Here is a 25,739-nt window from a genome sequence, read left to right on the forward strand (position 1 = left end):
CAGCCGCCCGGCTATGGTCCGGGCTACGCCTTGCCGGCCGGGCCCCCGCCGCCCCCGAAGCCCCCCGAGTCCACCTGCTGCCGCTGGTCGGTCCGCTACAACGCCCTGGATCTCCTGTTCGGAAAGATGACCTTCGAGGGCGAGGTCGCCGTCATCGGGCCGCTCACCCTCGGGATCGCGCCGTCGTGGATCTGGGGCTCGCTCGAGGATGCGTCGCTCGACACGACCGGCTACGCGCTCGCGGCCGACGTCGGTGTCTACGTCGAAGGCAAGGCGCTGCGGGGCTTCTGGGTGAAAGGGCGCATCGGTTACGAGTCGTTCGAGGCGGTCATCACCCCTCCCGGGCTGCTCGAGGGCCGCGGCGATGTGAGCAGCGTCGTCCTCGGCGGCATGGTGGGGAGCACGAACGTGCTCAGCCGAGACGGCGGATTCGCCATGTCAGGAGGTTTCGGGATCGGCGTGGCGCTCGCCGATCCCGTGACGATCACCGCGGGCCGCTACGCGTATACCTTCTACGAGAAGGCGGGGAAGATCAAGCTCATGGGGTCGCTCTCGCTCGGCGTCGTCTTCTGATCGACGCCCTCGCTTACCCGGCCCCAGTACTGCGGGTCGGAAATCCTGCCAGGGATCCATCTCGAGCGAAGAGAGACTTGAACGCAAAGGCGCCAAGTCGCAAAGGCGCAAAACTGCACGAAATTTGTTCCTTTTTGCGCCTTTGCGACTTGGCGCCTTTGCGTTCAAGTCTCTCTCCGGATCCCTGGCCGGACTCCTGGTGGGTGAAACTAGCCGGCCCGGCGGGTGAGCGCGGCGCCTGCCACGGGAAAGGCGGCCGGCGGCGGAGCTGTCGCGCGCGGCGGCCGCACGGGACGGCCGGCGGCGTCCCCGGAACTTGGCCCCGCGCGCGGCGACGTGGGACTCCTGCACCATGCCCTCTCGCATCGCCCGCCGCCCCGGGCCGGCGCTGCTGCTCCCGTTCCTGGCGGCGCTCCTGTCGATCGCGTTCGCCCTCCCCGCACGCGCGTGGGTCGAGGTGCACATCGCCGGCGACGACGTGCGCCTGTCGATCGACCGGGCCGGCGCCGCGACGGTCGAGCACAAGGTCACGCTGAAGATCTCGGGCGGGCCGCTCCGCGGGCTCGACATCCAGGGCGTCGACCCGGACGCCCAGCTCGATCAGGGCAGCTACGCCGTGCCCTTCAAGGCCGCGGAGGCGGGCTCGCTCGCGTCCGCGACGCCGGTCGCGATCGAGCTCCTGCCCCCCGACCCCCGGCCGCGCGAGGACGGCACGCGCCGCCCGGCGGCGATGCGGGCCCGCTTCGACGGCAAGGGGCTGAGCCGCGGGGTGTTCGTGCTCTTCTTCCGCTACCGCACGGACCTCATGAAGCGCGGGCTCATCCAGCAGGACGGCCCGAGCTCCCGGGTCTCCTGGAGCGGCCCCGTCTGGGACGATGGCTACGACTCGGCGCGGCTCACCGTCGCGCTCCCGGCCGCGCCCGACGAGCCGCGCGTCGACGAGGCGCGGGCCGACGAGGCGGGCGAGGCGCCGTCCCCCGACGCGCTCCCGGCGCCGACGACGCTCTCCACGCTCCGCCGCGCGCTCGACAAGGACGAGCTGGAGCTGCTCCGCCCGTACGCCCCCAAGGCCGAGCCGATCCGGTGGGCGGTCCGCGCCGACGCGCGCGCCTTCCAGCCCGAGCCCAGCGCGGCGAAGCCCGGGGCCGACACGCTCGGCCGCATCTCGGACGCCGCGGCCGGCAGCCCCGATCGCAGCCGCACCCTCTACGTGGCCGCGGGCGTGGTCCTCTTCGCGCTCTACAGCGCCCTCGTCGCGCTCAAGGCACGCGAGCACGAGCGCCTCGCGCGCGCCGCGGGCGTCGCGCCGCGGCCCCTCGTCCCGATCCCGCTCGCGCCGCGCGCCGCGCTCGCGGGGCTCGCGCTCGTCGCCGGCGTCGCCCTGGAGCTCCTGCTCACGGACGGCACGCCGGGCGCCGCGCTCGTGGCCGCGGCGACCGCGCTCGCGGCGCACCGGACGCCCCGCCCGGAGCGCGCTGCCGCGACCTTGCGGCGCCCTGGCAAGTGGCTCCCCATCGCGGAGGCCGAGGCGTTCCGCGCCCCGCCGCGGGTGCGGGGCGTCTACCTCGACGTCTCGACGCGCGCCGGCAAGGCGCTGCTCGTCGCGCTGCTCGCAGGGCTCGGCGCGGGCGTCCACGCCGTGGCGGCCGCCTCGCCGTACCACGCCCACCTGCTCGCGCTCGACGCGACAGCGCTGCTCGCGATCTTCTGCACCGGCCGGCTCGCCGAGCTCCCCGCCGATCCGGCGGCGCGGCCGGTCGCGTTCCTGCGCGACGTCGCGCGGCGCGTGCGGCGCCTGCGGAAGGCGCCCGCCGGCGCCGCGGCCGCCGCGCAGGAGCTCCGGGTCGTCGGCCGCCTCCGCATCCCCGATGGCAGCCCCGACGCCGACGAGCTCCGGCTCGGCCTCTCGCCGCGCGCGGCGCTCCCGGGCTTCGTCGGGATCGAGGTCGGCGTCGTCTACGCCCCCGGCGCCGGCGGCGCCATCGGGCTGCCCGAGGTCCTGCTGCGCGTCGCCCCCGGCTCGCCGTGCGAGCGCGCCGTCGATGGGCTCGCGAAGAGCGGCCGGTCCTCGCGCGGCCGGCGCCCCGGCGAGCGCGTGCTCGCGTTCACGCCGCGCCTGCCGACCGCGAGGATGACGGCGGCCATCGCCGCCGCGCTGGTCCGCGCCGTGTCCACCCCGCCCGCGGGCGCCACGCCGACGAAGCCGTCCGGCGCCGGCGCGACCCGCGCGCCGCGCCCCCGCAAGAAGGCGGTCTCCGCTGCGGCGTAGCGCCGGGTCAGCCCCTGTCCCGGCAACGCTTTCGCGATCCGCGAGCCCCTCGTCAGCGGTCATAAGCGTTCGTAAGCATTCGTAGACAGCGCGCGAACATCTCGATATATGGCCGCGCGATGAGCTTTGGAGTTGCGAGCTCGAGCTTTCTTACGCGGTTCCAGCCCATGCGCACGCCGCTGCTCGTCAGCGAGCGGATCTACGCTGCTGTCGGGGGCTTGCTCGGGCTGCTGGCCACCGGGTTCGTGATGCACGCTTGCCTTGGCCCGACCGCGCACGCTCCGCTCCTGATAGCGCCGATCGGCGCTTCGACCGTGCTCGTGTTCGGGGTCCCCGCGAGCCCGCTCGCCCAGCCCTGGTCCGTGCTCGGCGGCAACGTGCTGGCGGCCGTCATCGGGGTCACGGCGGCTCGCGTCATCCCCGATCCGCTGTGCGCCGGCGCCGTCGCGGTCGCGGTCACCATCGCCGTCACGAGCCTGCTCCGGTGCTTGCACCCGCCCGCGGGCGCGGTGGCGCTCACGGCGGTCATCGGCGGCCCGGCCGTGACGAGCCTGGGCTATCACTTCGCGCTCGTGCCGGTCGCCATCAACTCCCTGCTGCTCGTGGCAGCCGGGCTTGTGTTCAACAACCTGGTGCGCCGCAGCTACCCGCACGTCGTGACCTTGCCGGCCTCGCCCCACGGCACCGCCGATGCCCCACCCGAGCTCCGCGTCGGCTTTTCGCCGAGCGACATCGACGCCGCCCTCGAGCGCCTCGGCACGCCGCTCGACGTCGAGCGCGAAGATCTGATCGCCCTCGTCCGGCACGTCGAAGAGGAGGCGCACCGGCGCCTGCGCGGCGGCGTCACCTGCGGCGAGATCATGTCGCGCGATCTGGTCACGATTCACCCCGACGATCCGAGCGCGCTCGCGCTCCGCCGCCTCCGCGAGCGCGCACTGCGCGTCTTGCCAGTGGTCGACGAGCGAGGCGTCGTGCACGGCGCGATCGACGTCTCGATCGCGTCTGCCATGCCCGAGGCCACCGTGCGCGACTTGCCGTCCATCTACTTCGAGACCGCCGGCGAGGACACGCCGATCAACGAGCTCTTCCAGCTCCTCTCCCGCGGGCGCGTGCACGAAGCGCTGATCGTCGACGCCAAGATGCGCCTGCGCGGCATCGTGACCCAAACCGATCTCCTGGCCGTGATCGGCCGCGCGCAGCTCGCCAAGGGCTCGGCGCTGGTCGGGTAGCGCGCCCTGGGCAGTACGCCCCTATGCGACACAGGCGCGCATCGCCATAGCGCACCATCCATACACACGCCTTCACGCGCAGGAACACCCTGCTACACCGACAAGGCGATAAAACGACAAATCGCCAGCTGCTCCACTCGAGCGTATAGCGAGCGATGATCGAAGCATGATAGTCTCGAGATAATCGTCTTTGTCTCCAACGCCATCGCTGAAACGGATCGAATCGTGCATGGGTCGGCGCTCTCGCGGCCTCTCCAGCGAGGACTGAGCGGCCAGTCGACGCTCGCGACCCCATCGTCGGCCTTGGTCACCTCGGAGTTTGGTCACACGGCACATTTGCACGTTGCAGGTGTCGACCCGGCCCTGAAGGAGCTCTGGCACCCATGACGCTTGTTGAGGTCATCCGTCCTCGAACAGGCCCCAACCGATCGGGAGCGAACATGGCAGAAAGACCCATTGTCCGCGTCATCACATCCACGCCGCTGTCCGTGTGCGCTGCGGCCTGCGCCTGGCTCGCCGCGGGCGACGCGTTGGCGGCGTACCAGTTCGACGCCACGGAGGCCGCGTACGACGCGACCTACGCGGCGGCCCCCATCGACGTGACCGGCGTCGTCGTCGACGAGGCGGGGTCGCCGATCGCGGGGGCGGAGGTGACGGCCATCGGCTGGGGGAGCGGCGCGGTCAACCACGGCGAGCTCGCGTTCACCGACGGCGCGGGCGCGTTCACGCTGGCGGCGCTCGCGCGGCGCTCGGTCCTGCTGCGCGTCGAGGTCGACGGGTACACCAGCGAGATCATCCCTGCCGATCTGCACCTGCCGCTCGCCGAGGCGGCTGCCGGGGTCGGCCGCGTCGTGCTGACCGAGCAGCGCGCGGGCCGCGCCCGGATCCTCGTCGGCGGCGACACGATGTTCGGTCGGCGCTTCATCGACAGCGACGAAGACGGCATCGAGGGCGAGGAGGGCGACATGATCCGCCCCGCGACACGGCAAGCCGACGCGAGCGCGATCCTCACCTTCCTGCGCGACGTCCTGTCGTCGGCCGACTACACCCAGGTCAACCTGGAGAGCCCCGTCACGGCCAACCCGCAGACGCCTCACCCTTACAAGTCGTTCACGTTCTTCTCCTACCCCGAGACCGTCAGGGCGCTCGCGCTCTCCGGCGTCGACGCCGTGAGCCTCGGCAACAACCACATGTTCGATTACCTGGGGGCAGGCGTCGCCGATACGCTCACCGCCGTCCCGAGCGCCGGCCTCGACTGGTTCGGCGCAGGGCTCGACGAGACGATGGCGAAGGGCACCGTGCTCTACCGGACGCTTCGCGGCGTCGACGTGGCCTTCCAGGGGTTCAACCAGATCGTCAACGACGGGACGACGCTCCCGGAGTACACGCTCACCGCCTCGGACGGGCCTCCTCCCAAGGCCGGCGCGCTCGAGCTCGGCCTCACGGAGATCAGCGACTTCATGGCAGAGGACGCGGTCGGGCGCTTCGCCATCCCGGTGCTGCACGGAGGCATCGAGTACAGCGACTATCCGTCGTCCGGCATGCGGCGGCGGTTCACCCAGCTCGTGCAAAAGGGCGCCGGCATGGTCGTGGCGCACCACCCGCACACGATCCACGGCATCGGCCTGTACAACGCCGGCGCGGGCCCCCGCTATATCTTCATGTCGCTCGGCAACATGGTCTTCGATCAGGACGTCTTCGAGACGTACCAGTCGTACCTCGCCGCCATCGACATCGACGAGGACGCGAGCGGTAACCGCGCGGTGCACCGCGTGCAGCTCATCCCGTTCCAGAACGAGGACTACGTCCCGAAGCTCGTGGGCGGCGCCTGGCTCGGCCGGGCAATCCGCCACATCGGTCACCTCTCCACGACGCTGCCGGCTGCGCCCGCGCCCGGCGAGGCGGCGGACGGCATCACCGGGGCGGTCGTGTTCACGAGCGGCCCGCGGGCCGCCGCGGCGAGCAGCCCCTCGCAGTACACGACGAGCGATGCCGTCGAGACGCGGAGCGTGCCGCTCACGAGCCGCCGCACAGCCCCCCTCGCGCACCTGCGCTCGAACCCGGCGGACTCGCTCGCCGCCGTCCGGACGACGGCCGCCGCGAGCTGCGATTACGGCCGGGAGATCATGCTCTACGGCGACTTCGAGGACGGCGACGTCGACGACACCTCCCACGAAGGCTCGATGTGGTCGATGAGCGAATTCCGCTACGTCGAGAACAGCGTCGTCCACGGCGGGACCGGCGCGATGGTGTTCCTGCGCAAGTCGAGCAACACAACCGAGGCCTCGACCTACATGAACAACCGCGTCAAGTTCGAGCCTGGCCGCAAGTTGACCCTGACCGGCTACATGAAGGGAAACAACGCGGGCCCGATGCGTGTGCAGGTCTACTGGTACACGAGCGGCGGGACCAGCGTGTCGAACAGCATCGTGTTCACGCGCGCGGCTGGCACCTATGGCTGGCAGCCGTTCACCGTCGACCTGACCCCGCCGTCGAACGCGGGCTCCGTCCGGTTCTATTTCAGGGCGGGTGTGCCGGCGAGCGGCGAGGCCACCTCGTTCCTCGACGACGTGTCGCTCATCGAGTGGGAGGGCACCGTCGCCGACAGCTCCCTCGGGTTCGCGTTCGCCACGCCGAACGACTGGAGCTTCGTGCGTTGCACCGCCACGGATCCGGCGCTCACGAGCCTCGGCGTGACGATGACGCACCGGTCGTACGCGCTGGCCCCGGCGACGCCCTGAGCGCGCCGCCGCGGCCCGCGAGGGCAGCGGGCGCGGCGGGGGCGCGAACACGCCGAGCGGCGTCGAGCAGGCCGAGCTCGACGCCGAGGCAGAGCTCGGGCCCGCCGCCGACGTCGAGCGCGCCCTCCCCCCGCAACGTCAGGTAGGCGCCGGCGCAGACGAACGGCGAGAGGCGCTCCGCCAGCGCGTACGAGGCCGAGACGCGCGCCTTCAGCACCTCGTTTCGCCCGGGGAGATCCCCCTGGAACGGGCCGCGGTGGTAGGCGCCGACGTCGGCGCTCAGCGAGAGGTCCTCGACATCGAGCGGCAGGCGCGAGCCCATCGCGAGGCCCACGGCGTACAGGGGCTCGCGCTCCGCCGCGCGCCCGTCGTCAACGTTCGGCGCGCGCGTCTCGCTGTGGAGCCCGAAGCTCAGGATCGTATAGGCATACCGGCTCGAGAACTTGAGGCCGACGTTGCCGTGCAGGCCGGTGCTCCCCCAGAGCGCGAGCCGGATCCCCCCCTCGCGCGGCAGCGGGATGAGGCCGAGCGACTCCCCCTTGAGGTTGTCGGTCACGTTGATGACGCCGATCTGGAGGCCGTCGATCTTGCGGGCCACGTTGATGATGCCGATCTGGAGCCCGCGCTGCTCCTGCGAGACGTTGATGGCGCCGATCTGGAGCCCATCGACGCGGCCGATGTTGACTGCGGCTGCCTGCACGCCCGTCACCTGCCCGCGAGCGACATTGACGGCGCCGGCCGCCTGCAGGCCGTCGACGTCGGCGTACGTCTGGTTGGCAACGCCGGCGATCTGCGCGCCGGTGACCGTCGTGCTCGCCCAGCCGAAGAGCCCCGCGAGCTGCACCCCCGCGAGCGGGGCGTCCGCGAAGGCGAAGCCCCCCGCGAGCTGCACCCCCTCGGCGCGCCCCGAGACGACGCTCGCGACGCCGAGCTGAAGCCCGCGCAGATCCCCCGACGTCCACGAGAACAGGCCGAGCTGGGCGCCATCCACGAACCCGACGCGCCCGAGCAGGAGCGCGAGATCGAGGTGGGTGGCGAGATCGGGCGCCGTGGCGTTGGTGCTCAGCGGGAAAATGAGCGACAGGTTGACGGGGAAATAGGGCGTCTCCGGGCCGCGGCGCGCCGGCTCCCCGTCCGCGCCGCCGGCGCCGGACGGGTCGCTCGGCCAGGCAGACCGGGGCGGGGCGGCCCCGGGCGCCGCATCCGCCAGCTGCTGCGCGGAAGCGCTGCGCGGCGCCAGCACGGCCGGAGCGACCGCGCAGGCCGCGAGGATCGGCACGGCCTGGAGAGGACACCTCGCTCGGCGCGCGCGCGGCGACATCGCACCATCGTACACGCGTGCAGCGCCGAAAGGCTGCTCCGCAGGCGAAGAATCACAGCACCCCTGACCTCGACTTCCGCGCGCTGCTTCGATACCCTGATGGGGCGGCGCTGCGCCGTGGAACTCACCACCTGCGCTGCGCCCGCGCGCCACGGACTCGCCACCATGAAGCCATCGTCTCTCGCGCCCGTGCTGGCCCTCTCCGCGATCGTCGCCGGCTGCGGCTCGGAGCCTGAAGGCCCAGACCTCGTGTGGCCGATCGGGGGGACGGACGAGATCCAGCCGATGTCGTCGAGCTTCGGTCCCCGCCTGCAGACCTCGCGCGATGGCGTCTACGACTTCCACCGCGGCATCGATATCCCCACCGTCATGGGCACCCCGGTGTACGCGGTCGCCGACGGAAAGGTGATACGCGCAGGCCGCTACCAGGATTTCGAGGACGTCGTGGTGCAGATCGAGCACTGCGATCCGCCGGCCGCGTGCCTCTACAGCACCTATATCCACCTGACGATGCCGCTCGTCGAGACCGGCGATCAGGTCGGGCGCGGTCAGCACATCGGCTATACCGGACTCGCCGCGAGCAGCCTGTTCCCCCACCTGCACTTCGAGATCCGCGAGGGAGGGCACGAGAAGGTGTACTGCGTGCACCCGCTCCGCTTCCTCCCGACGCCGGGCGGGCTGCCCCCGGCGCTCTCCGTGCGCCGCACCGACGAGGACTCCACGTCGAGCGTCTCGGTCGAGGTCGAGGCCACCCTCCCAGGCATCTCCCCAGGCCTCGTCGAGCTCGCGGTCGCGACGTCCAGCCGGTCGACCGGGGAGGTCATCGAGGAGCGCGTGTTCAACTACGAGGAGTGGAACCGTAAATATACAGCGGAGGGAGACGCCGCGACCATCGACGAACAGAGCCTCGGAGGCATCCGGATCGAGCCGGCGAAGTTCAACGCGCAGTCCTCGGCGTACGTGATCGCGTTCGGCTTCAGCGACCTCGGCGGGACGGCGTCGGCCGACGACCTCCAGATCACGGCGCGGGCGCGCGACGTGGACGGCCATGTCGTCGAGGCGAGCGCGCCCTGAGGCGACGCGGCGCTCGACCGAGGCGCGCGCGTGGCGCGCCTCGCACCGCCGAGAAGCGAGCGCGCCCTGAGACACCGCGGTGCCAGGGTGGGCCCGCGGCGCAGCGCGCGGCTCAGGCCTCGCCGACCAGCGCCGCCATGTCCGCGGGCAGCGGCGACGTCACCACGAACGCAGGCACCGCGTCGCTGCCGCCCCACCCGATGTAGTGCGCGTGCAGCGCGTGGCGGCTCAGCCCCTCCACCGCGGGTCCGCCGTAGAGCACGTCGCCCGCCAGCGGGTGCCCCACCGACGCGAAGTGCGCCCGGATCTGGTGACGCAGCGCCCGCGGCGCCCGCGCCTCGACGAGCTCCCAGAGCCCCACCTGCCGCACGCGCTTGTACATCGTCGCGGCTGGCCTCGGGGCGTATCGCGCCACGTCGCGCGGGTGGATGCACGGGTAGACCCGCTTCTTGTCCTTCGGGTGCGGCGCGAGCGGCACCTCGATCGAGCCCATCTCGGGAAGATCGCCGATCTGGCAGATCAGCAGGTAGCGCTTGTCGAGCCGCCCCTCCTTCAGCCCGGCGCCGAGCGCCGCGAACGCCGCGGCCGTGCGCGCCGCGAGCACGAGGCCGCTCGTGTCCGTGTCCAGCCGGTGGCACAGCCCGGGCTCCCGCGGAGAGAAGCCGATGCCCGCCATCTCGGGGTACCGCGCCACGAGCGCGTTCGCGACCGTCCCGCGCTCGCCCGGATGGAGCGGCGCCGTCGGCACCCCGGCGGGCTTGTTCACCACCACCAGGTCGTCGCGCTCGAGCACCACGTCGAGCGGCGCGGAAGGATCCGGCGTCGCCGCGCCGGAGGCCTCCGTCGGCTCCACGTCGACCTCCAGCACCTCGCCGGCCGCCGCAACGTCGCCCTTCGACGCGCGCCTGCCAGCGCCGCTCTTCCCCACGCCGAGCACGCGCACGCGCCCCTCGGAGAACAGCCGCTTCGCGCCCGCACGCCCCAGCCCGGGGAGAAGCTGCACGAGCAGCTTGTCGAGGCGCGTCCCTGCATCCAGCTCGGTGATCGTGATCTTCATAGCTCCTACGGAATCGCCCCCTGCCACCCGAGGCCGAGCGCGGGCGCTCGCCGGCTCCCGACCACGCTCTCTCCTATCACTCCCAACATGGGCAGGCCGAACCGGTTCCACGAGGGGCCCGCGCTGCGGGCGCCGGCCGCGGCAGGGCGGGTCACGCGCCACGCGATGCCCGCCCCGAGCAGAAAGCCCGCGGCCGTGGCGCCGACCCAGGCCCGCTGCTGCGCCTCGGTGGGGGACTCGAACACAAGCGGGCTGGCCAGCGCGGCGGCGCCCAGCCCGCCGAGCATCGCGCCCACGTCGATCGCCAGGACCTCCGACGGCATGACGTCGAGCTGCGTGGCCGCCGCGGCCGCCGCCAGCCAGCCGAGCGCCGCGCCGTAGCCCATCCCAGCGATCGGCGTCCGCTGCACGTCGCCCCGCCCCGCCCACTCGACAAGCCCGCCCAGCATGAGCCCCAGCCCGCCGCCCGACTGCGCCATCAGCGCGCCGCCCTCGGACATGCGGCCCAGCGAGAGCCCGAGCGCCGCCAGCGTGATCCCGGCGGTCCCGCCGATCAGCCCGGACGCCCAGCGCTCCTGGGCTGGATCCTCGGCGTGCTGCGCGAAGCGGCCCTGGTAGATCAGGTGCCCCGCGATCGTCGGCCACCACGTGCCGGACCCGAGGTACCACGCGTCGGCCACGCCGACGTCCCACTCCTCCGCGATGATGATCGCGCCGCCGAGCCCGATGCCGGCGCCGACCGCGAGGAGCGGATAGAGCAGGCGCGGATCGTCCGAGCCGCTCGATCGCTGGATCGAGAAGCCCACGAGGCCTCCGTAGAGCGTCGCGTTGGCCGCGAGCGTCGCCTTCCCCACGCTGCGCGCCGGCGTGGCGAGGCGCCCGCGGCACCGCTCGGGGCACGGCGCCTCGGCCGACGCAGGGGCCGCGGCGGCGCCGACGTCGAGCTCGGCCAGGAGGTCGCGGAGCATCACCGCGGCGCGCACCGCGAGGTCGTCCCGCGCGACGCGCTCGACCCGCACCCTCAGCGACCTCGATCCGCCGGACGCGACGGAGAGCCTGAGCTCCACCTCGTCGCCGAGCAGCTCGAGGCTCGGCGCGATGAAGAGCTTGTCGCTGGAGCGCGCGCGCTCGATGAGCTCGGCCTCGTCGGGGCGCGATCGCGAGGCGACGCGGCCCGCCAGATCCACCGAGAGGCCGAGGTCCTGCGCCGTGTCCGACAGGAGCGCGTCGAGCGCGCTGGCCAGCGGCGCGGCGCGCTCCTCGGCCTCGGGCGCGACCGCGGTCGCGAGCACCACGGCCGATCTCGACGGCCGATCGGGTCGCGGCGACCGCGCTGCGTGCGGCGGTCGCTCGTGTCCTCCGGAGCGCGCGGGTGATGCCGCGTCTACAGGCTGAGTCGGCGCGGGCCATGCCGCGTCTTCAGGCTGAGCCGACGCTGGCAGCGCCGCGGCGAGCGCCGCGGCGAGCGCCAGGGCGCCCGCGCCACCGCGGAGGTGCCAGGGGTCGATCATGGGGTTGCTGCTTCGGCCGCCGGTGGCGCTCGCCGCGGTGGCCACGCCGCCCGGGGCGTCGATCAGAACATGAACGTGCCGCTCGCGAAGAGGTCGAACGTGTTGCTGTCGTTGATGTAGAAGCGGCGGCCGACCGCGTTGATGGTCGGGCGGTAGTTGGGGTTCGGGCTGCCGGTGACGGTGAGGCGCCCGTCCGCGTCCTGGCGGCGGCAAGGCCCTGCCGCCCCGAGGCTGTCCTTGTACTGGGAGTTGCACGGCTGGTCGCCGCCGATGCCGTGCCCGCCGTCGTGGCGGAAGCCCGCGCCGATCTGGAACTTCACGAGCTCGGCCGCCCGCCACGTCACGCTCGCCGAGGCGCGGTACGAGCCATACGGCTGGACGTCGCTGAGCCCCGTGAAGTACGTCCGCTGCGAGCCCTCGTCGACGATCGACGGCGAGCAGGCCCTCGCATCGCCGGTCCTGCACAGGTCCGGGTCGTACGCGTCGTTGTCGCGGAACGCCGCCCACTGCGGCTGGCGCAGCGAGCTCGCGTCGCTCGAGCCGAGCGCGTCGAACAGCTCCGAGTAGTCGCGCCCCTCGGAGTGGTACTCGCCGGTGAAGCGCAGATCGAGCGTGAGCCCTGTGTACTTCTCGCGGTTCTCCCAGGGGACGATCATCACGCCGAGCATCACGCTGCCGACGAGCGGCGGGTGGTTCACCAGCGACGTCTTCAGGTCGGTGAGGCCGTAGTCGGCGGACTCCTGCTGGAACTCGAACAGCGCCTTGAACCCGCCGTACGGCTCGACGTACTTGATCCGCTTCGACAGGTACGTGTGGACCTCGAGGCCGATGGTGCCGCGCGACACGCCGGGGTCGCGCTGCGCGATCCCCTCCCCCTCGAACTCGCTGTCGCTGCTGTTGTTCCGGTTGACGTCCGTCGGATCGGCGCACTTCACCTGGCCGCTCTTCGGCGCCTCGGTGCAGGCGTGCATCGGCTCGCTCACAGGGAAGCGCCCCTCGACCCCGAACAGCCAGGTCGGCTTCGTCCGGTCGCGCGCCTGGTTCATGATGTTCACGTCGAGGCCGACCGCGAGGTACTCGATGCCGCTCCGGTTCGGCGACGTGAAGGGCATCTGGAACAGCTGCTCCCCGGGGGCCCCCGCGAGCGCGACCGCCTGCGCCTCCGCCCCGGCGCTGCCGTTGAGATCGGTGAGCTCGCGCGCGTGGTTCAGGATGAGCGGCATCCTGAGGTAGAGCGCCAGGTCCCGGTAGAGGCCGACGTCGAGGCGCAGGTTGAGCTTCGAGGTCGCCTCGTTGTAGGTCGCCACGTTGAGCAGGTTCGACGTGTAGCCGCCCGACGACAGCCCCGGCCCGGCGATGCTCGTCTCGCGCCGGATCTTCGCGCTCTTCGACGCGTACTCGAAGCCGAAGCTGAAGTTCAGATCAAAGGTGTCGCCGTCGTCGAAGGCGTCGACGACGCTCGTGATCTCGCCGTTCTCCATCATGAGCCGCGGCTCGGTGGCGCTCCGCGGCTCGTCGGCGGCCGCGGGGGACGCGGCGAGGAGAGCCGCCGCAGCGACCGCGAGCGACGCGAACGCCGAGCCCCCAGCCACATTGATGGCGACGCGAGCGAGATGGCCTTCGCAGTACCTTCTGCCGTGCATGCTCATGGTTATCCGTCGGACGGACGCTACCGGCCGGGGCAGGAGGGTGTCAATCCGCGAATCGCTCGCCCGGCTCGCGCGGTCGCGCCCCCGCCGCTCACGCCGCGGCAATCCGCTCCGTTCTGCTCCGTTCCGCTCCGTTCCGCGCGGCCGCGGCCGCGGGGGCGCCGTTCAGCGCGCCGAGGAGCGCTCCTCGGGGGCGAACGGGCTCTTCCCCTCCTCGCTGTCGGGGAAGATCTCGCTCGTGATGTCCTCCGCCGCGAGCTCCTCGCGGGCGGTGCTCAGGTCGCGCGACGTCTGATCGAGCCGATCGGCGAGCACCCCCAGGAACTGCCAGAGCAGCTTCACGGCGAGCTCGTGCTCCTTGCGGAGGATCTCGAAGAAATCGGCGCGCCGGACGGCGATGAGCTCGCTCTGCTCCACGGCCGAGACGGTGGCCGAGCGCGGCATGCTGCGGATGAGGGCCATCTCGCCGAAGTGCTCGCCCGGGCCGACCTCGCTCAGCACCGATTCGCCGCGGATGATCCGGACGAGGCCCGAGAGCACGATGAAGAGCTCGTCGCCGCGATCGCCCTCGCGCACCACGATCTGGTCGGGCTCGAACGAGAGCACCTCGGCGACCTGCATGACCCGGAGCATCTCGCGCTCCTGCAGGCGCGCGAAGAGCGGCATCTTCGCGAGCACGTCGCGCTTCAGCGCGAGCAGCCGGGCGCGGACGCTGTCGCGGTGGTCGCCCTGGCCGAGCCGGACGAGGATCGCGGTGATGTTGTCCTTGCCGCCCTTCCTGTTCGCGAGATCGATGAGGCCGTTCGCGGCGACCTCGCCGTTCTCCTCCTCGAAGAACGGCTCGAGCTCCGCGGTGTGCGCGATGTACCCGTGGAGCCCGTCCGACGCGAGGAGGAACTGGTCGCCCGGGAGCACCTCGATCGTGAGCGTGTCGACCTCGACGCGCTCGTACACGCCGACGGCGCGGGTGATCGCGTTCTTCTGCGCGACCTTCTCGATCTGATCGCGCGTGAGCTTCCCGCGCTTGATGAGCTCGTTGTAGACGGTGTGGTCCTCGGTGACCTGCTGGATGCGGCCCTCGCGGAGGAGGTAGATGCGGCTGTCGCCGACGTGCGCGATGTAGCCGTGCGAGCCGGCGATGAGGAGCGCGGAGAGCGTCGTGCCCATGCCGCGCTTCGTCGTGTCGGCCTTCGCCTCCTCGTGGATCCGGGCGCACGCGCGCTGGACGGCGTGCTCGAGCAGGCTGAGGACCTCCTTCATCGCGGCGCGCCGCACGTTGCTGCGCGCCTGGTTCTCGATGAGGTCCCGCTCCTTCTTCAGCTCCTCGTGGATGATGCGGACGGCGAGGGCGCTCGCGACCTCGCCCGCGGCGTGCCCGCCCATCCCGTCAGCGACCACGAAGAGCGCGAGCTTCTTGTCGACGAGGTAGTTGTCCTCGTTGTGGTCCCGCATGCGGCCGACATCGGTCGCCGCATAAAACCTGATGTTTTCGGACAGGCCCATCGGTTCGGGCAGGCTAACCGAGGGCGCGGGAGGAAATCACTACCGATTGCGCCCACCGCAAACTAGACGGTGGAGGACGTCGACGGACGACCTCCACCCGTCCATCGCGCCCTCGCCGCGCCCGGGGCGTGCCCGCTGGCGTACGGCGCGTGCGGCGCGGCGCGGCGCGAGGAGGAGCGGCGTCGGGAGACGCTCGGGGGGCGGGTGGGGAATCGACCGCGTGGCCGCGGTTGCGAGCGGCGGTACATTCGGAGCACGTAGAATGGGGGGTTGTATGCGGCTCGTCCTCTTCGATAACACCGACGTCGGTTGGGGTAGCGCGCGGCGGCCGAACGGCGCGAGGCGGCGCGATGACGCGGCGGCGCGCGCGCACCCAGCTGCGGCCGGCTCCGCCGGTTCCGCCGAGACCGAGGACCTCGAGGTCGTGGGCGAGGCCGTGGGCGCGACGATCGGGCTCACGCCGATCTGGCGCGCCGGTGCGCTGCTGCACCGCATGACGGGCGCGGCCGACGCGTGGCAGTCCGCCGCGAGCTGGACCGAGGCGCTCGGCTGGGCGGCGCGCGCGGCGCGGGATCGCGGCCGGAAGATCGCGTCGCTTCAAGCATGGGGGCACGGCGGCTGGGGGTACATGCGCATGGGCGCGACGCGGCTCGACGAGGCCGCGCTCCGGCCCGGCTCGCCGCTTGATGAGGCGCTCGACGCCCTGAGGGCCGAGCTCGCGGGGCCAGACGCCGTCGTGTGGCTCCGCTGCTGCAGCGCCTTCGGCCACACCGGCCGGTCCTTCGCGCAGGCGCTCGCGAGGCGGCTCGGCTGCCGCGTCGCGGGGCACACGTACATCATCGCGTTCTACCAGAGCGGGACGCACTCCCTGCGCCCGGGCGAGACGCCGTCGTGGGATCCCCAGGAGGGCGTGCGCTTCGACGGCGGGGTGCCGACCGGCGCCAAGTGGTCGTCGCGCGGGGCGCCGAACACCGTCTCGTGCCTGGCGGGCGATCTCCCGCGGGGCTACTGACGCCGAAGGCGCGGGCGAGGCCCTGCCCGCTCGGGCGCTCGACCCGCGCCGCCGCGCCGGCGTACGCTGCCGCCATGACGTCGTCCGGAGCGCAGCGAGCGCGCGCGCTCGATCTGCTGAGCCGCGGAGACATGGCGGGCGGGATCGCCGGGCTCGAAGGGCACGTCGCGGGCGCGCCGGACGACGCAGGGGCGTGGCTCGCGCTCGGGGCCGCATACGCGGCGGAAGAGCGCTGGGCGGACGCGGCGAGGGCGCTCGCGCGCGCGGTGGAGCGCAACGGAGGGGAGGAGGAGATCGAGGCGCGCCTCGCCTACGCCCGCGCCCTGGTCCGCCTCGGCCGGCTCGACGAGGCGGCCGCGGAGCTCCGGCGGGGCGCGGCGATCGAGCCGCCCGATCCGCGGGCGCTGCGCGAGCTCGGGGTCGTGCTCTACGATCTGCGCCTCTACGACGAGGCGGCTCGCTGGCTCGCGCGCGCGTGCGAGGCGGCGCCGGAGGACGCGCGGGCGGCCTTCGCGCTCGGGCTCGCGCACGAGGCGCGGCGGGAGATCGCGCCGGCCATCGCGGCCTACCGCGAGGCGGTGAGGCGCGCGCCCTCGTTCGCCGACGCCCGGCTCACGCTCGCGGACGCGCTCGCGTCGATCGGGGAGCACGAGCGAGCGCTGGGCGAGCTCGAGGCGCTGCTCGCGCGCGAGCGGAGCCACGAGCAGGCGGCGAGGAACCGCGAGGTGCTGCAGCGCGCGCTCGCCGAGATGCGCGCGCGCCGGCTGCTCGGCAAGACGGAGCGGGAGCTCGTGCGGTCGGCGCTCGTCATGGAGGCGCAGCTCAGGCGCCGCGAGGCGCGCGCGGCGCCCGCGACGGCAGAGGGAGCGGCGGCGCGGCAGATCGTCCGCTACACGGCGCCGCTCCTCGAGCTCCACGTGACCCTCGACCCGAGCAGCGGCCCCGGGAGCGGCGCGATCGAGGCGCTGCACCTCGCGCTGACCGATCCGGACCGCGCTGCGCGCGCCGAGGACGACGTCTTCAAGGTCACGGTGATCGGCGAGGACGGCCGGCAGGCGCCGGTCAGCTACGCGACGGGCGCGTCGCTCACGCTCGTGCGCGAGGCGATCGGCTGCCCGATGACGCAGGCGAGCGCGCTCTATACCTCGCTGCTGAAGGGGAGCCCGTCGGTCGACTGGGGCGGCGCGACGCTGCGGTTCGCGAGCGTGCCAGGCACCGGAGGGGCGCCCGGCGGAGAGCGGCACGGCCTCCTGGTCGGCCAGCGCGCCTAGCCTCGGCTCGGCGGGGCGGCGCCGCGCGGCGCGTCGCCGGGCGCGATCATCCCGAGATCGAGCAGCGAGGAGTAGTGCCCGTCCGGCGCGAGGATGACATGGTCGACGAGCGGCACGCCGATCACCTCGCCGGCGGCGGCGACCGCGTTGGTCATGGCCACGTCCTCGGGCGACGGCGCCGAGTCGCCGCTCGGGTGGTTGTGCACAAGCACGAGCGCCGAGGCCGCGTCCGAGAGCGCGGCGCGCAGGATGTCCCTGGCCGTGACGGAGCACCCGTGGAGCCCGCCCTGCGAGACCCTGCGCGCTCCCCTCATCCCGTTGCGGCCGTCGAGCGAGATCACCCACATCTGCTCGTGATCGAGCGGGCCGAGCTGCGCCGCGCACCACGCCGCGATCGAGGCCGAGGTGCGCACCGGAGGCCGCGGGCGCACCGCGCGCTCGAAGGCGCGCCGCCCGAGCTCGAGCGACGCCGCGATCCGGAGCGCCTTCGCGAGCCCGAGGCCGGGGTGCTCGGCGAGCGCATGCGGGCCGAGCCGCGCGAGCCCCTCCAGCCCGGCGAAGCGCGTGAGGAGCGCGGCGGAGACGAGCGTCACGGGGGTGCCGACCAGCCCTGTGCCGAGCACGATCGCGAGCAGGTCAGCGTCGCCGAGCGACCAGATCCCCTCCTCGAGCGCTCGCTCTCGCGGGCCGACGAAGGCGGCCAGCGCCGAGGGGTCGTCAGTGCACGTCTCGGGGAGGTGATCGGACAGCAGGGCGGCGCGCTTCCACGGGGTCATGCGCGAGCGACAAGCACGCGGCGGGCCCGCCTGCCGGCCCGGGGCGCCGCGGGGGCGCGCGCGCCGGCGAGGCGGCGGAGCGGCGGCGGAGGGTGGCGGCCGCCAGGGCCTCGCGCCCTCGCCCGGAGCGCGAACGGAGACGCGCGCGCGTCACTCGACGCGGACGATCGTCTCCGCGGGGAGGCTCTCGGCGAACGCATCGCGCGCCGCGCGCACCCTCGCCTCGACGAGGCCGTCGAACGTGAGCTTCGTGCGGTACTCGACGCCGGACCACCTCGGATAGGAGCCGATGTCGACGTCGCGGTGGGCCTCGACCACGCGGTCGAGCATGGGCTTGAGCTGCCCCTCGTCGAGGGTCGTGAACACCGCGAGCGAGACGAACGGCGCCCCGCCGGAGAGCTCTGCCTGGATGAGCGCCTGCTTCGCACGGAAGATCTGCGGCACGCCGGGCAGCATCCACACGTTGCGCATCACCACGCCGGGCCACGCGGCGCTGCCGCCGGTCACGAGCCGCGCGCCCTCCGGGATGCGGGCCATGAGCAGGTGCCCCTCGGTGAGCCGATCACCGTAGTAATCGCGCAGGAGGCTCTCGATGTTGGGCGCGCTGACCACCGGCACGCCGAACGCGCGCGCGACGCCCGCGATCGTCAGGTCGTCGTGCGTCGGGCCCACGCCGCCGCTCGTGAAGACCCAGTCGTGCGACGCCGCGAGCGCCCGCACCTCGGCGGCGATCACCTCGAGCTCATCGAGCACCATGACCGCCCGCTCCAGCCTGACGCCGAGCGCGCGCAGGGTGCCCGCGAGCACGAACAGGTTCTCGTCAGCGATCTTCCCGCTGAGCAGCTCGTTGCCGATGATCAGCGCCGCTGCGGTCCTCATGTCACCCTTCTTCCGCTCAGCTCTCGAACTCGCGCGTCACCGGGCGCCCGTCGGCGTCCATCCCGAGCAGCTCTTCGACGCGCTTCTCCGCGCGATCGAGGCGCTCCTGCGCCGACCGCGAGAGGCGGATGCCCTCTTCGAAGAGCGAGAGCGCGCGCTCGAGCGGCAGGTCGCCGCCCTCGAGCTCCGCGACGATCTTCGCGAGGCGGCGCGTCGACTCCTCGAACGACATCGCATCGCCGCTCCGCGGAGCGCGGTCGGCCTCGGCCTTCGCCGGCGCCCCGGCGGCGCGGGGCTCTGCGCTCGATTCGGCGCATGACTCGGCGCGTGATTCCACGCCCGCGCCGCCCTCGTCCGTCGCGTTGCTCATCGTCGTCATGAGCCAGCGTCCCCCGGGGGTGTGGCCGGCGCAAGCAGGACGGCGCTCGCGCCGGGCGGCACCGCCGGCACGAGGAGCACGCCGTCGGGATCGGCCACGACGGGGACCGCCAGCCCATCCGGCCGGACGAGCCGTGCTGGACGCGAGGAAGCGCTCCCGGACGCGCTCCGGTCGTTCGGGACGATGGCCACCCACACGACGCCCGTCGCCAGCGCGGAGCGCGGCAGATCGAGCGCCCGCGCATCAGCGCCGGAGAGGGCGGCCCGCGCGAGCGCGCGCACCCCTTCGTCAGGATCGAGATCCCGCGCCGCGACGAGGACGCGCCTGCGCTGCACCTCGGTGCGCCGGGACAGGCCTCGGACGATCGCGCGGCGCACCGCGGGGTCGTCCTCGAAGCGGTACGCGCGGGCGAGAAGCGAGACGCTGTCGGGCATCGGGTCGCTCCCGAGGCCGAGCGCGACATGCGCGCGCACGACGGGATCGCTCCCCTCGATCAGCCGCTCGATCCTGCCGCGGACCACCTCGTCGTCGCGGGTCGCGAGCGCGCGGGCGGCGAGCGGCGACAGCGGTCCGCCCGCCTCCGCGAGCGCCGCGAGCCGCGAGGTCGCGATCGCCCCGCCCCCGGGCTCCGCGAGCAGCGCGACGCCGGCGGAGATCGCCGCCGCGTCGGGCGCTGCGTCGCCGCTCTTCGCGGCGCTCGCGGCGCCGGGCGGCGACGCAAGCGCCGCGAAGAGCGGCGCGAGGGCGGCGAGGGCGCGCTCGCCCCGAGCGAGCGCGCCGCGCGCCGCCGCGTGGACCGCCGCGCGATCGCAGGAGGACGGGGAGCAGGCGCCGACGACATCGACCGCGTCGCGGAGGCCGAGCGCCACAGCGCCGAACACCCCGACGGCGCGATCGCTCGACCCTTTCGGCGCGGCGAGCGCGGCGAGCAGCCGCTTCTCGAGCGCCTCGGGCGCGTCGCGCAGCACGAGCCCGCGGACCACCCCGGCGCGCAGGCCGAGCCTGCGGAGGTCCGCGTCCTTCGCGGCGCGCGGGCCATCGAAGAGCTCCGCGACCGCGGCCCGCGCCTCGGCCCCCGGCATCGTCGCCAGCGCGAACGCGACCGCCGTCGCGAGCTCGGGGCGCTCGTTCAGGAGCCGGCGCAGCTGCCGAGCCGCCTCCGCGCCGCCCGCGCGGCCGATCGCCGCGACCACGCGGGGCCGCGCGTCGTCGGGGAGCACCGGGAGAGCGCGCGCGAGCGCCGGCACGAGCCGCTCCGTCGGCGCCAGCTCGGCCAGCCTGAGCCCCTCGAGCCGCCCGAGCTCGGATCCGAGCAGCGCGGCCACGGCGTCCGGCGCCTCCGGCGCGCCGAGGTAGACGAGGATCTCCGCGGTCGGCTCGAAGAGCCCCGGCTCTGGCTTGCGGAGCCACGCGCGGGCCTTCGCCATCGCCGCCTCGTCGCCGAGCCGCGCGAGGGCGCGCGCCGCGGCCACCTGCGCCGCCCTGTCGCCGCCCTCGAGCATCGGCCGGAGCGCCGCGATCGCCCGGAGATCGCCGAGATCGCCGAGGAAGCTCGCGAGCGCCGGCTCGAGCCGCTTGCGGCTGCCGAGCAGGAGCTGGAGCGACGCGGGCGGGTGCGCCTTGATCGCGCGCGCGGCGGCCTCGCCCGCGGCCCCACCCTGCACGATCGCGTTCACGAGCACGCCGAGCGCGCGCCGCTCGCCGGTGCGCGCAAGCGCGAGGGCGGCGGTGCCGCGCAGCACCTCTCCGAGCGGCGAGGCGGCGCCGCGCGCGGGCGCGCTCTCCGAGAGCTCGCGCGCGAGGAGCTGGCGCACGCTGTCGCGCTGCGCGTGCGGCGCGAGCGCCCGCACCGCCGCGAGGCGCGTCCTGGGATCGCGCGCCCCCGGGGCGCCGTGCTGATCGAGCGCGGCGAGCAGCGCGCTCACCGCCTCCTCGGTGCCGATCGCCCCGAGGCGCTCGATCCCGCGGAGCCGCGCCGCCGGGTCGCTCGACGAGAGCAGCCGCTCGCCGACGGGCACGCCGAGGCTGCCGCGCAGCGGCGTCGCGCCGGCCTCGGCCCCCGCGGACGCCTTGCCGCCTTCCTCCGCGGCCTGCGGCGCCCGGGCGGTCCGCGCGACCGGCTGAGGCGCCGCCGGGCCCGCCATCGCGGTGGCCACGAGCGCTGCGGCGAGGCCCAGGGCGCGGGGGGTTCCAGGGAGGAATCGCATTCGCTGCGCCGCACTATCCCGCGATCGACGCCCCGCTGTCACGCCCCAGGCCAAGCCGTGTCAGCGCCGCGTGACAGCCTGGAATTTGATGGAAGCACGCGCTAGGTCGACCTACCGTGCAGCAGCGAAATGCGGCTGTGAGAGAGGTGACGCTTGATCGACCTGGTACGGACACTGGAAAAGGCCATCACGGTCTCCGCCGGCAAGGCGTGGCCGGTCTTGCAGCGACTGAGCCGCCTCGGCGGCGAGCCCAGGCCGTTTCACCCGAAGTGGAGCGACAAGCCGATCCCGCGGGGCGGCGAGCGCACGAAGCCCCCGCTCGGCTGGCCTCGCGAGACGGACAGCCTGTGCCCGCGCTGCGTCAAGGAGGCGCGCGCCGAGATCCTGAGTGGCAGGGCGGATTGGACCAAGCTCATCACGGACAAGCCCGGGGAGATCCGCGCCAGCATCGTCGCCCGCGAAGGGCGCGTGGTCATGGAGAAGACGTGCCCGAAGCATGGCTTCTTCTCGGATACGATCTCGATCGACCCGGCGTTCCTGGCCCGGATCGAGCGCCTCTTCGGCGGCCGCGACGTCGAGATGACGAAGGATAAGATCCACAACCACGGCTCGAGCTCCATCCGTTACGGTCGCGGCGCGGTGCTCACGGTCGACCTGACGAACCGCTGCAACATGATGTGCGACCCGTGCTTCATGGATGCCAATCAGGTCGGCTACGTGCATGAGCTCTCCTGGGAGGAGATCACGCGGATCCTGGATGACGCAGCGGCGGTGCGCCCGCGACGCCAGATGTCGATCCAGTTCTCCGGCGGCGAGCCGACGCTGAGCCCGCACTTCCTCGACGCGATCCGGTACGCGCGCGAGAAGGGGTACTTCGCGGTGCAGTGCGCGACGAACGGGATCCGCTTCGCGGACGAGCCGGGCTTCGCCAGGAAGGCCAAGGAAGCGGGCCTCCGGATGGCGTACCTGCAGTTCGACGGGGTCACGAACGCCGCGAACGGCCACCGGAAGATCGGGAACCTCTACGACGTGAAGCTGCGGGCGATCGAGGAGCTCTCGGCCGCCGGGATCGACGTCATCCTGGTCGTGACGATCGTCAACGGGGTCAACAACGATCAGGTGGGGCCCATCATCGACTTTGCGGTCCAGAACGCCGACAAGGTCACGGTCGTCAGCTTCCAGCCGGTCAGCTTCACCGGCCGCGACGAGGACATCTCCGACGAGCTGCGCGAGAAGCAGCGCTATACGCTGAGCCACCTCGCGCACGACATCGCCCGGCAGACCGGCGTGACCGACCCGCTACGCGACTGGTTCCCCCTGTCGGCGCTCAGCCCCTTCGGCAACGTGACCGACCTCCTCGACGGCCCCGACAAGGACTGGGGGCAAATCAACTGCGGTTGCCACCCGAACTGCGGGATCGGGACCGTGCTGTTCGTCCACAAGAAGACGAAGCAGATGGTCCCGCTGCTCGACTTCATCGATGTCGAAGGGCTGCTCTCCGACCTGCGCGGGATCTTCGACGCGGGGCGCGGCCGCGCCCTCACGAAGGCGCAGGTCGTCGCCGCGCTGCTGCGCCATTACCAACCGGAGAAGGCGCCTCCCGGCTTCCACCTCTCGACGCTCGTGAAGCAGTTCATGAGCCAGACCGGCGCCGCGCACGCCGGCGAGGGCGACGCCCGCGACTACGAGTGGCGGGTCCTGTTCGTCGCGGGCATGTGGTTCCAGGACCTGTTCAATTACGACTTCCGCCGCACCGAGATGTGCATCATTCCGTACGGAACACAGCTCGGCGAGATCAGCTTCTGTGCGTACAACACCGGGGCTGGATGGCGGAATATCCTCGAGAAGATGAAGGCCAACGCCACGGTGGCCGAGTGGTACAAGAAGCACGGTAGGCACCCTGTCTATGCGAAGAATCAGGATCTTCCTTTACCGGCCTACGACAACCCCCTAACGATCATCGAGCACGACCTTGCCTTGCGCGAGCGCGAGCAGGGCGGCGCGCGCTCGCGGCGGGCGACCAGGCGGCTGCCGATCGTGAGCTGATCGCGCCTCCTCCTCCCACGCCGCGCGCGGGCAGCACGGCCCCGGATCGCCGAGAGACAGGTCACGTGAGCCGCTGGGCTCAGCGATCGGTCGCAGGGCACCTCACATCGACACAGAATCCGGTTCTCCTCGCGGCCGTGTGGGAGGAGGCTCGCGTGAGCGGCGCGGGAGTCGTGGAGAACGCACCACGCATGGTGTAGTCTGGTCACGTGACCTTGCACGCGGGCCGCTATGAGAGCTTGCGCGCCATCGCGTCAGGCGGCATGGCGACGGTGTATCTCGGGCGGGCCGTGGGCGCCGGCGGGTTCGAGCGCCTCGTCGCCCTGAAGATGATGCACCCGCACATCGCGGCGGAGCCCGAGTTCGTCGCGATGTTCCTCGACGAGGCGCGCCTCGCGGCGCGGGTCCGCCACCCCAATGTCGTCGCGACGTTCGATCTCGTCGAGGACCCGCTGTTCCTCGTCATGGAGTACATCGAGGGGCCGTCGCTGCACAACTTGCTCCGCACGTGCGCGCGGGCGAAGCGGCCCGTCCCGCTCGGGATCGCGCTCCGCATCTTCCTCGACGTGCTCGCGGGTCTCCACGCCGCGCACGAGCTCACGGGGGGCGAGGGCGAGCCGCTCAACCTCGTGCACCGCGACGTCTCGCCGCAGAACGTGCTCGTCGGCGTCGACGGCATCGCGCGCATCACCGACTTCGGCGTGGCCCGCGCCGAGACGAGGCTCATGTCAACGCGCGGCAACGCGCTCAAGGGCAAGCTCGCCTACATGGCGCCCGAGCAGATCCGGGCCGCGAACGTCGACCGTCGCAGCGACGTGTACTCGGCCGGCGTGGTGCTCTGGGAGATGCTCACGGAGGAGCGCCTGTTCAAGGCCGACAACGACGGCGCGCTGCTCGCGCAGATCCTCCAGGGCGCGCCCACGGGTCCGCGCGGGGTGGTCCCGTCGGTGCCGGCCTCGATCGACCAGATCTGCCTGCGCGCGCTGCGCACCGACCCCGACGACCGCTTCCCGAGCGCCGCGGCGTTCGCCGAGGCGCTGGAGGACGCAGCCACGCAGACGCCGGGCCTCGCGGTGTCGTCGCCCCGGGCGGTGGAGGCGCTCATCAAGGAGGTCGGTTTGCGCGGGCCGCCGGAGAGCCTCACCGCGCCGGTCAGCGCGCGGGGCGGTCCCGCGTCGGCGCCCAGGTCGGTGCGATCGCCGCTGAGCCAGCGCTCTCCGTTGAGCGATCCTCTGCCCCTGAGCCCGCGCTCGCCGTTGAGCGATCGTCTGCCCCTGAGCCAGCGCGCTCCCCTGACCCAGCGGAGCGTCGAGGCGGCGCAGGACAACTCGGGCGCCGAGGGCAGCGCGCCGGGGCTGGGCGCCGTCGTCTCCGAGGCTGTCTCCCGCGGCCGGCACCACATCGTGCGCCGCCGCGTGCTCGCCAGCGCCTGCGCGGTCGCGCTCGCGGTCGGGGCGGGCGCCTTTCTCGCCGTCGGCCAGCGCGAGCCCGCCGCTGGTTTCACGGCGGAGAGCGCCTCTGTCTCCCGGATCTCGTCCTTCTTCCCCGCGGCCGCGGCGGCCAGCGGGCCGGTCCAGGCGGCAGCACCCGGGCATCCCGGCGAACCGGCCGGGCCCCCGGTCCCCAGCGGCTCCGCTCAGGGCGCTGTTCCCGACAGCTCCGCTCAGGGCGTGATTCCCGGCAGCGCCGCCCCGGGCTCCGCGCCCGGGAGGCCCGCACAGGTCCCTGCCCCCACCGCCAGCCGTGCGACGAACCCCGCTCCGCGGCCGAGCTCCAGAGCGACCCCGCCCACGGCCGTCAAGCCCAGGACGAGCCGGCCCGACACGCGCACGACCAGCGGATCCACGGCCCCGACGCCAAAACCGGCCACCCGCTCATCGACCGTTCGGAGCACGGCGCCAAAGACCCCGCCAAAGGCGCCAGAGCCGAAGCGGAGCGCTCCGCGGACGACCTCCCGGACGCCCTTCAAGCCATCAGGCCTGTGACGCACACGGGGCAGTGACGCACGACGTCACGGCGGAGATAGCCCAAGACGGTACCTGCGCATGGATCCAGCGCGCCCCCCGGGCCCAGCCATGATCCTTTTCGCCACCTCGTCCAACACTCCGACCATGGAGACACGTCCAACACCTCGACGACGGAGGGCACCCGCGACCTCGGCGCCGATAGCGCGACGTCAGGTCGCGCTATCGCACATTGAACGCACGGCGTCGCCTACATGCTCACGGAAAACAGCAGAACG

Annotated in this window: 18 protein-coding genes; 9 read left to right on the forward strand and 9 right to left on the reverse strand. The window is 73.0% G+C overall.

What is annotated here, in order from left to right:
• Nucleotides 1-30: 30 nt before the first annotated feature.
• The 4 genes from WME79_RS35590 to WME79_RS35605 all read left to right on the forward strand — a co-directional run bounded on the left by WME79_RS35590 (nucleotide 31) and on the right by WME79_RS35605 (nucleotide 6,812).
• Nucleotides 31-573 (forward strand): hypothetical protein, encoded by a 543-nt coding sequence (locus WME79_RS35590; protein ID WP_437524128.1) that lies wholly within the window; start codon nucleotides 31-33, stop codon nucleotides 571-573.
• 352 nt (nucleotides 574-925) lie between these two features.
• Nucleotides 926-2,842: a hypothetical protein gene (locus WME79_RS35595; protein WP_437524130.1), complete on the forward strand. Its 1,917-nt coding sequence runs from the start codon at nucleotides 926-928 to the stop codon at nucleotides 2,840-2,842.
• A 167-nt stretch (nucleotides 2,843-3,009) separates the two neighbouring features.
• On the forward strand, nucleotides 3,010-4,071 hold the full coding sequence (locus WME79_RS35600; RefSeq protein ID WP_437524133.1) for an HPP family protein: 1,062 nt from the start codon (nucleotides 3,010-3,012) through the stop codon (nucleotides 4,069-4,071).
• Nucleotides 4,072-4,511: 440 nt separating this feature from the next.
• A complete protein-coding gene (locus tag WME79_RS35605) occupies nucleotides 4,512-6,812 on the forward strand; it encodes a CapA family protein (protein ID WP_437524135.1) in 2,301 nt (766 codons plus the stop codon).
• On the opposite strand, the gene WME79_RS35610 is transcribed toward WME79_RS35605, so the two are convergent.
• The gene (locus WME79_RS35610; protein WP_437524138.1) at nucleotides 6,751-8,091 is read right to left on the reverse strand and encodes an LA_2272 family surface repeat-containing protein; all 1,341 of its coding nucleotides are present in this window, start codon (nucleotides 8,089-8,091) and stop codon (nucleotides 6,751-6,753) included. The genes WME79_RS35605 and WME79_RS35610 overlap by 62 nt on opposite strands.
• Before the next feature lie 207 nt (nucleotides 8,092-8,298).
• On the opposite strand from WME79_RS35610, the gene WME79_RS35615 reads away from it, so the two are divergent.
• Nucleotides 8,299-9,207, forward strand: a complete 909-nt coding sequence (locus tag WME79_RS35615) for a M23 family metallopeptidase (protein WP_437524141.1) — start codon at nucleotides 8,299-8,301, stop codon at nucleotides 9,205-9,207.
• Nucleotides 9,208-9,319: 112 nt separating this feature from the next.
• Here the strand turns inward: WME79_RS35615 and WME79_RS35620 are convergent, their stop codons facing one another.
• From WME79_RS35620 to WME79_RS35635, 4 genes are all read right to left on the reverse strand, one after another.
• Nucleotides 9,320-10,264, reverse strand: a complete 945-nt coding sequence (locus WME79_RS35620) for an RluA family pseudouridine synthase (protein ID WP_437524143.1) — start codon at nucleotides 10,262-10,264, stop codon at nucleotides 9,320-9,322.
• Nucleotides 10,265-10,269: 5 nt separating this feature from the next.
• On the reverse strand, nucleotides 10,270-11,559 hold the full coding sequence (locus WME79_RS35625; protein WP_437524146.1) for a hypothetical protein: 1,290 nt from the start codon (nucleotides 11,557-11,559) through the stop codon (nucleotides 10,270-10,272).
• A gap of 278 nt (nucleotides 11,560-11,837) precedes the next feature.
• A complete protein-coding gene (locus WME79_RS35630; protein ID WP_437524148.1) occupies nucleotides 11,838-13,418 on the reverse strand; it encodes a hypothetical protein in 1,581 nt (526 codons plus the stop codon).
• Between the two features lie 171 nt (nucleotides 13,419-13,589).
• Nucleotides 13,590-14,927, reverse strand: coding sequence for a Stp1/IreP family PP2C-type Ser/Thr phosphatase (locus WME79_RS35635; RefSeq protein WP_437524150.1), 1,338 nt, complete (start codon nucleotides 14,925-14,927; stop codon nucleotides 13,590-13,592).
• Between the two features lie 274 nt (nucleotides 14,928-15,201).
• Between WME79_RS35635 and WME79_RS35640 the strand changes: the two genes are divergently transcribed.
• Both WME79_RS35640 and WME79_RS35645 read left to right on the forward strand, forming a co-directional pair.
• A complete protein-coding gene (locus tag WME79_RS35640; RefSeq protein ID WP_437524152.1) occupies nucleotides 15,202-15,939 on the forward strand; it encodes a hypothetical protein in 738 nt (245 codons plus the stop codon).
• Nucleotides 15,940-16,013: 74 nt separating this feature from the next.
• Complete coding sequence (locus WME79_RS35645; protein ID WP_437524155.1) at nucleotides 16,014-17,210, forward strand: tetratricopeptide repeat protein; 1,197 nt, start codon at nucleotides 16,014-16,016, stop codon at nucleotides 17,208-17,210.
• Here the strand turns inward: WME79_RS35645 and WME79_RS35650 are convergent.
• The 4 genes from WME79_RS35650 to WME79_RS35665 all read right to left on the reverse strand — a co-directional run bounded on the left by WME79_RS35650 (nucleotide 17,207) and on the right by WME79_RS35665 (nucleotide 21,451).
• The gene (locus WME79_RS35650) at nucleotides 17,207-17,986 is read right to left on the reverse strand and encodes a JAB domain-containing protein (RefSeq protein ID WP_437524157.1); all 780 of its coding nucleotides are present in this window, start codon (nucleotides 17,984-17,986) and stop codon (nucleotides 17,207-17,209) included. The two genes, WME79_RS35645 and WME79_RS35650, sit on opposite strands and share 4 nt — an antisense overlap.
• 150 nt (nucleotides 17,987-18,136) lie before the next feature.
• Nucleotides 18,137-18,865 carry a competence/damage-inducible protein A gene (locus WME79_RS35655; RefSeq protein ID WP_437524160.1) on the reverse strand — a complete coding sequence of 243 codons (729 nt, stop codon included), beginning with the start codon at nucleotides 18,863-18,865 and terminating at the stop codon, nucleotides 18,137-18,139.
• A 16-nt stretch (nucleotides 18,866-18,881) separates the two neighbouring features.
• The gene (xseB, locus tag WME79_RS35660) at nucleotides 18,882-19,244 is read right to left on the reverse strand and encodes an exodeoxyribonuclease VII small subunit (RefSeq protein WP_437524163.1); all 363 of its coding nucleotides are present in this window, start codon (nucleotides 19,242-19,244) and stop codon (nucleotides 18,882-18,884) included.
• Nucleotides 19,241-21,451, reverse strand: a complete 2,211-nt coding sequence (locus WME79_RS35665) for a HEAT repeat domain-containing protein (protein WP_437524166.1) — start codon at nucleotides 21,449-21,451, stop codon at nucleotides 19,241-19,243. The genes xseB and WME79_RS35665 overlap by 4 nt, the downstream gene beginning before the upstream one ends.
• Before the next feature lie 153 nt (nucleotides 21,452-21,604).
• On the opposite strand from WME79_RS35665, the gene WME79_RS35670 reads away from it, so the two are divergent.
• Nucleotides 21,605-23,497 (forward strand): radical SAM protein, encoded by a 1,893-nt coding sequence (locus tag WME79_RS35670; protein ID WP_437524168.1) that lies wholly within the window; start codon nucleotides 21,605-21,607, stop codon nucleotides 23,495-23,497.
• Between the two features lie 209 nt (nucleotides 23,498-23,706).
• Nucleotides 23,707-25,482, forward strand: a complete 1,776-nt coding sequence (locus WME79_RS35675; RefSeq protein WP_437524171.1) for a protein kinase domain-containing protein — start codon at nucleotides 23,707-23,709, stop codon at nucleotides 25,480-25,482.
• The last annotated feature ends 257 nt before the right edge of the window (nucleotides 25,483-25,739 follow it).

Source organism: Sorangium sp. So ce726 (assembly GCF_051521405.1).
Lineage (GTDB): Bacteria > Myxococcota_A > Polyangia > Polyangiales > Polyangiaceae > Sorangium.

Coding starts and splice junctions, on each gene's coding strand:
- WME79_RS35595 (WP_437524130.1), top strand. CDS start 926: ATGCCCTCTCGCATCGCCCGCCGCCCCGGGCCGGCGCTGCTGCTCCCG.
- WME79_RS35605 (WP_437524135.1), top strand. CDS start 4,512: ATGGCAGAAAGACCCATTGTCCGCGTCATCACATCCACGCCGCTGTCC.
- WME79_RS35650 (WP_437524157.1), bottom strand. CDS start 17,986: ATGACCCCGTGGAAGCGCGCCGCCCTGCTGTCCGATCACCTCCCCGAG.
- WME79_RS35655 (WP_437524160.1), bottom strand. CDS start 18,865: ATGAGGACCGCAGCGGCGCTGATCATCGGCAACGAGCTGCTCAGCGGG.
- WME79_RS35620 (WP_437524143.1), bottom strand. CDS start 10,264: ATGAAGATCACGATCACCGAGCTGGATGCAGGGACGCGCCTCGACAAG.
- WME79_RS35600 (WP_437524133.1), top strand. CDS start 3,010: ATGCGCACGCCGCTGCTCGTCAGCGAGCGGATCTACGCTGCTGTCGGG.
- WME79_RS35645 (WP_437524155.1), top strand. CDS start 16,014: ATGACGTCGTCCGGAGCGCAGCGAGCGCGCGCGCTCGATCTGCTGAGC.
- WME79_RS35665 (WP_437524166.1), bottom strand. CDS start 21,451: ATGCGATTCCTCCCTGGAACCCCCCGCGCCCTGGGCCTCGCCGCAGCG.
- WME79_RS35640 (WP_437524152.1), top strand. CDS start 15,202: ATGCGGCTCGTCCTCTTCGATAACACCGACGTCGGTTGGGGTAGCGCG.
- xseB (WP_437524163.1), bottom strand. CDS start 19,244: ATGACGACGATGAGCAACGCGACGGACGAGGGCGGCGCGGGCGTGGAA.
- WME79_RS35615 (WP_437524141.1), top strand. CDS start 8,299: ATGAAGCCATCGTCTCTCGCGCCCGTGCTGGCCCTCTCCGCGATCGTC.
- WME79_RS35635 (WP_437524150.1), bottom strand. CDS start 14,927: ATGGGCCTGTCCGAAAACATCAGGTTTTATGCGGCGACCGATGTCGGC.
- WME79_RS35630 (WP_437524148.1), bottom strand. CDS start 13,418: ATGCACGGCAGAAGGTACTGCGAAGGCCATCTCGCTCGCGTCGCCATC.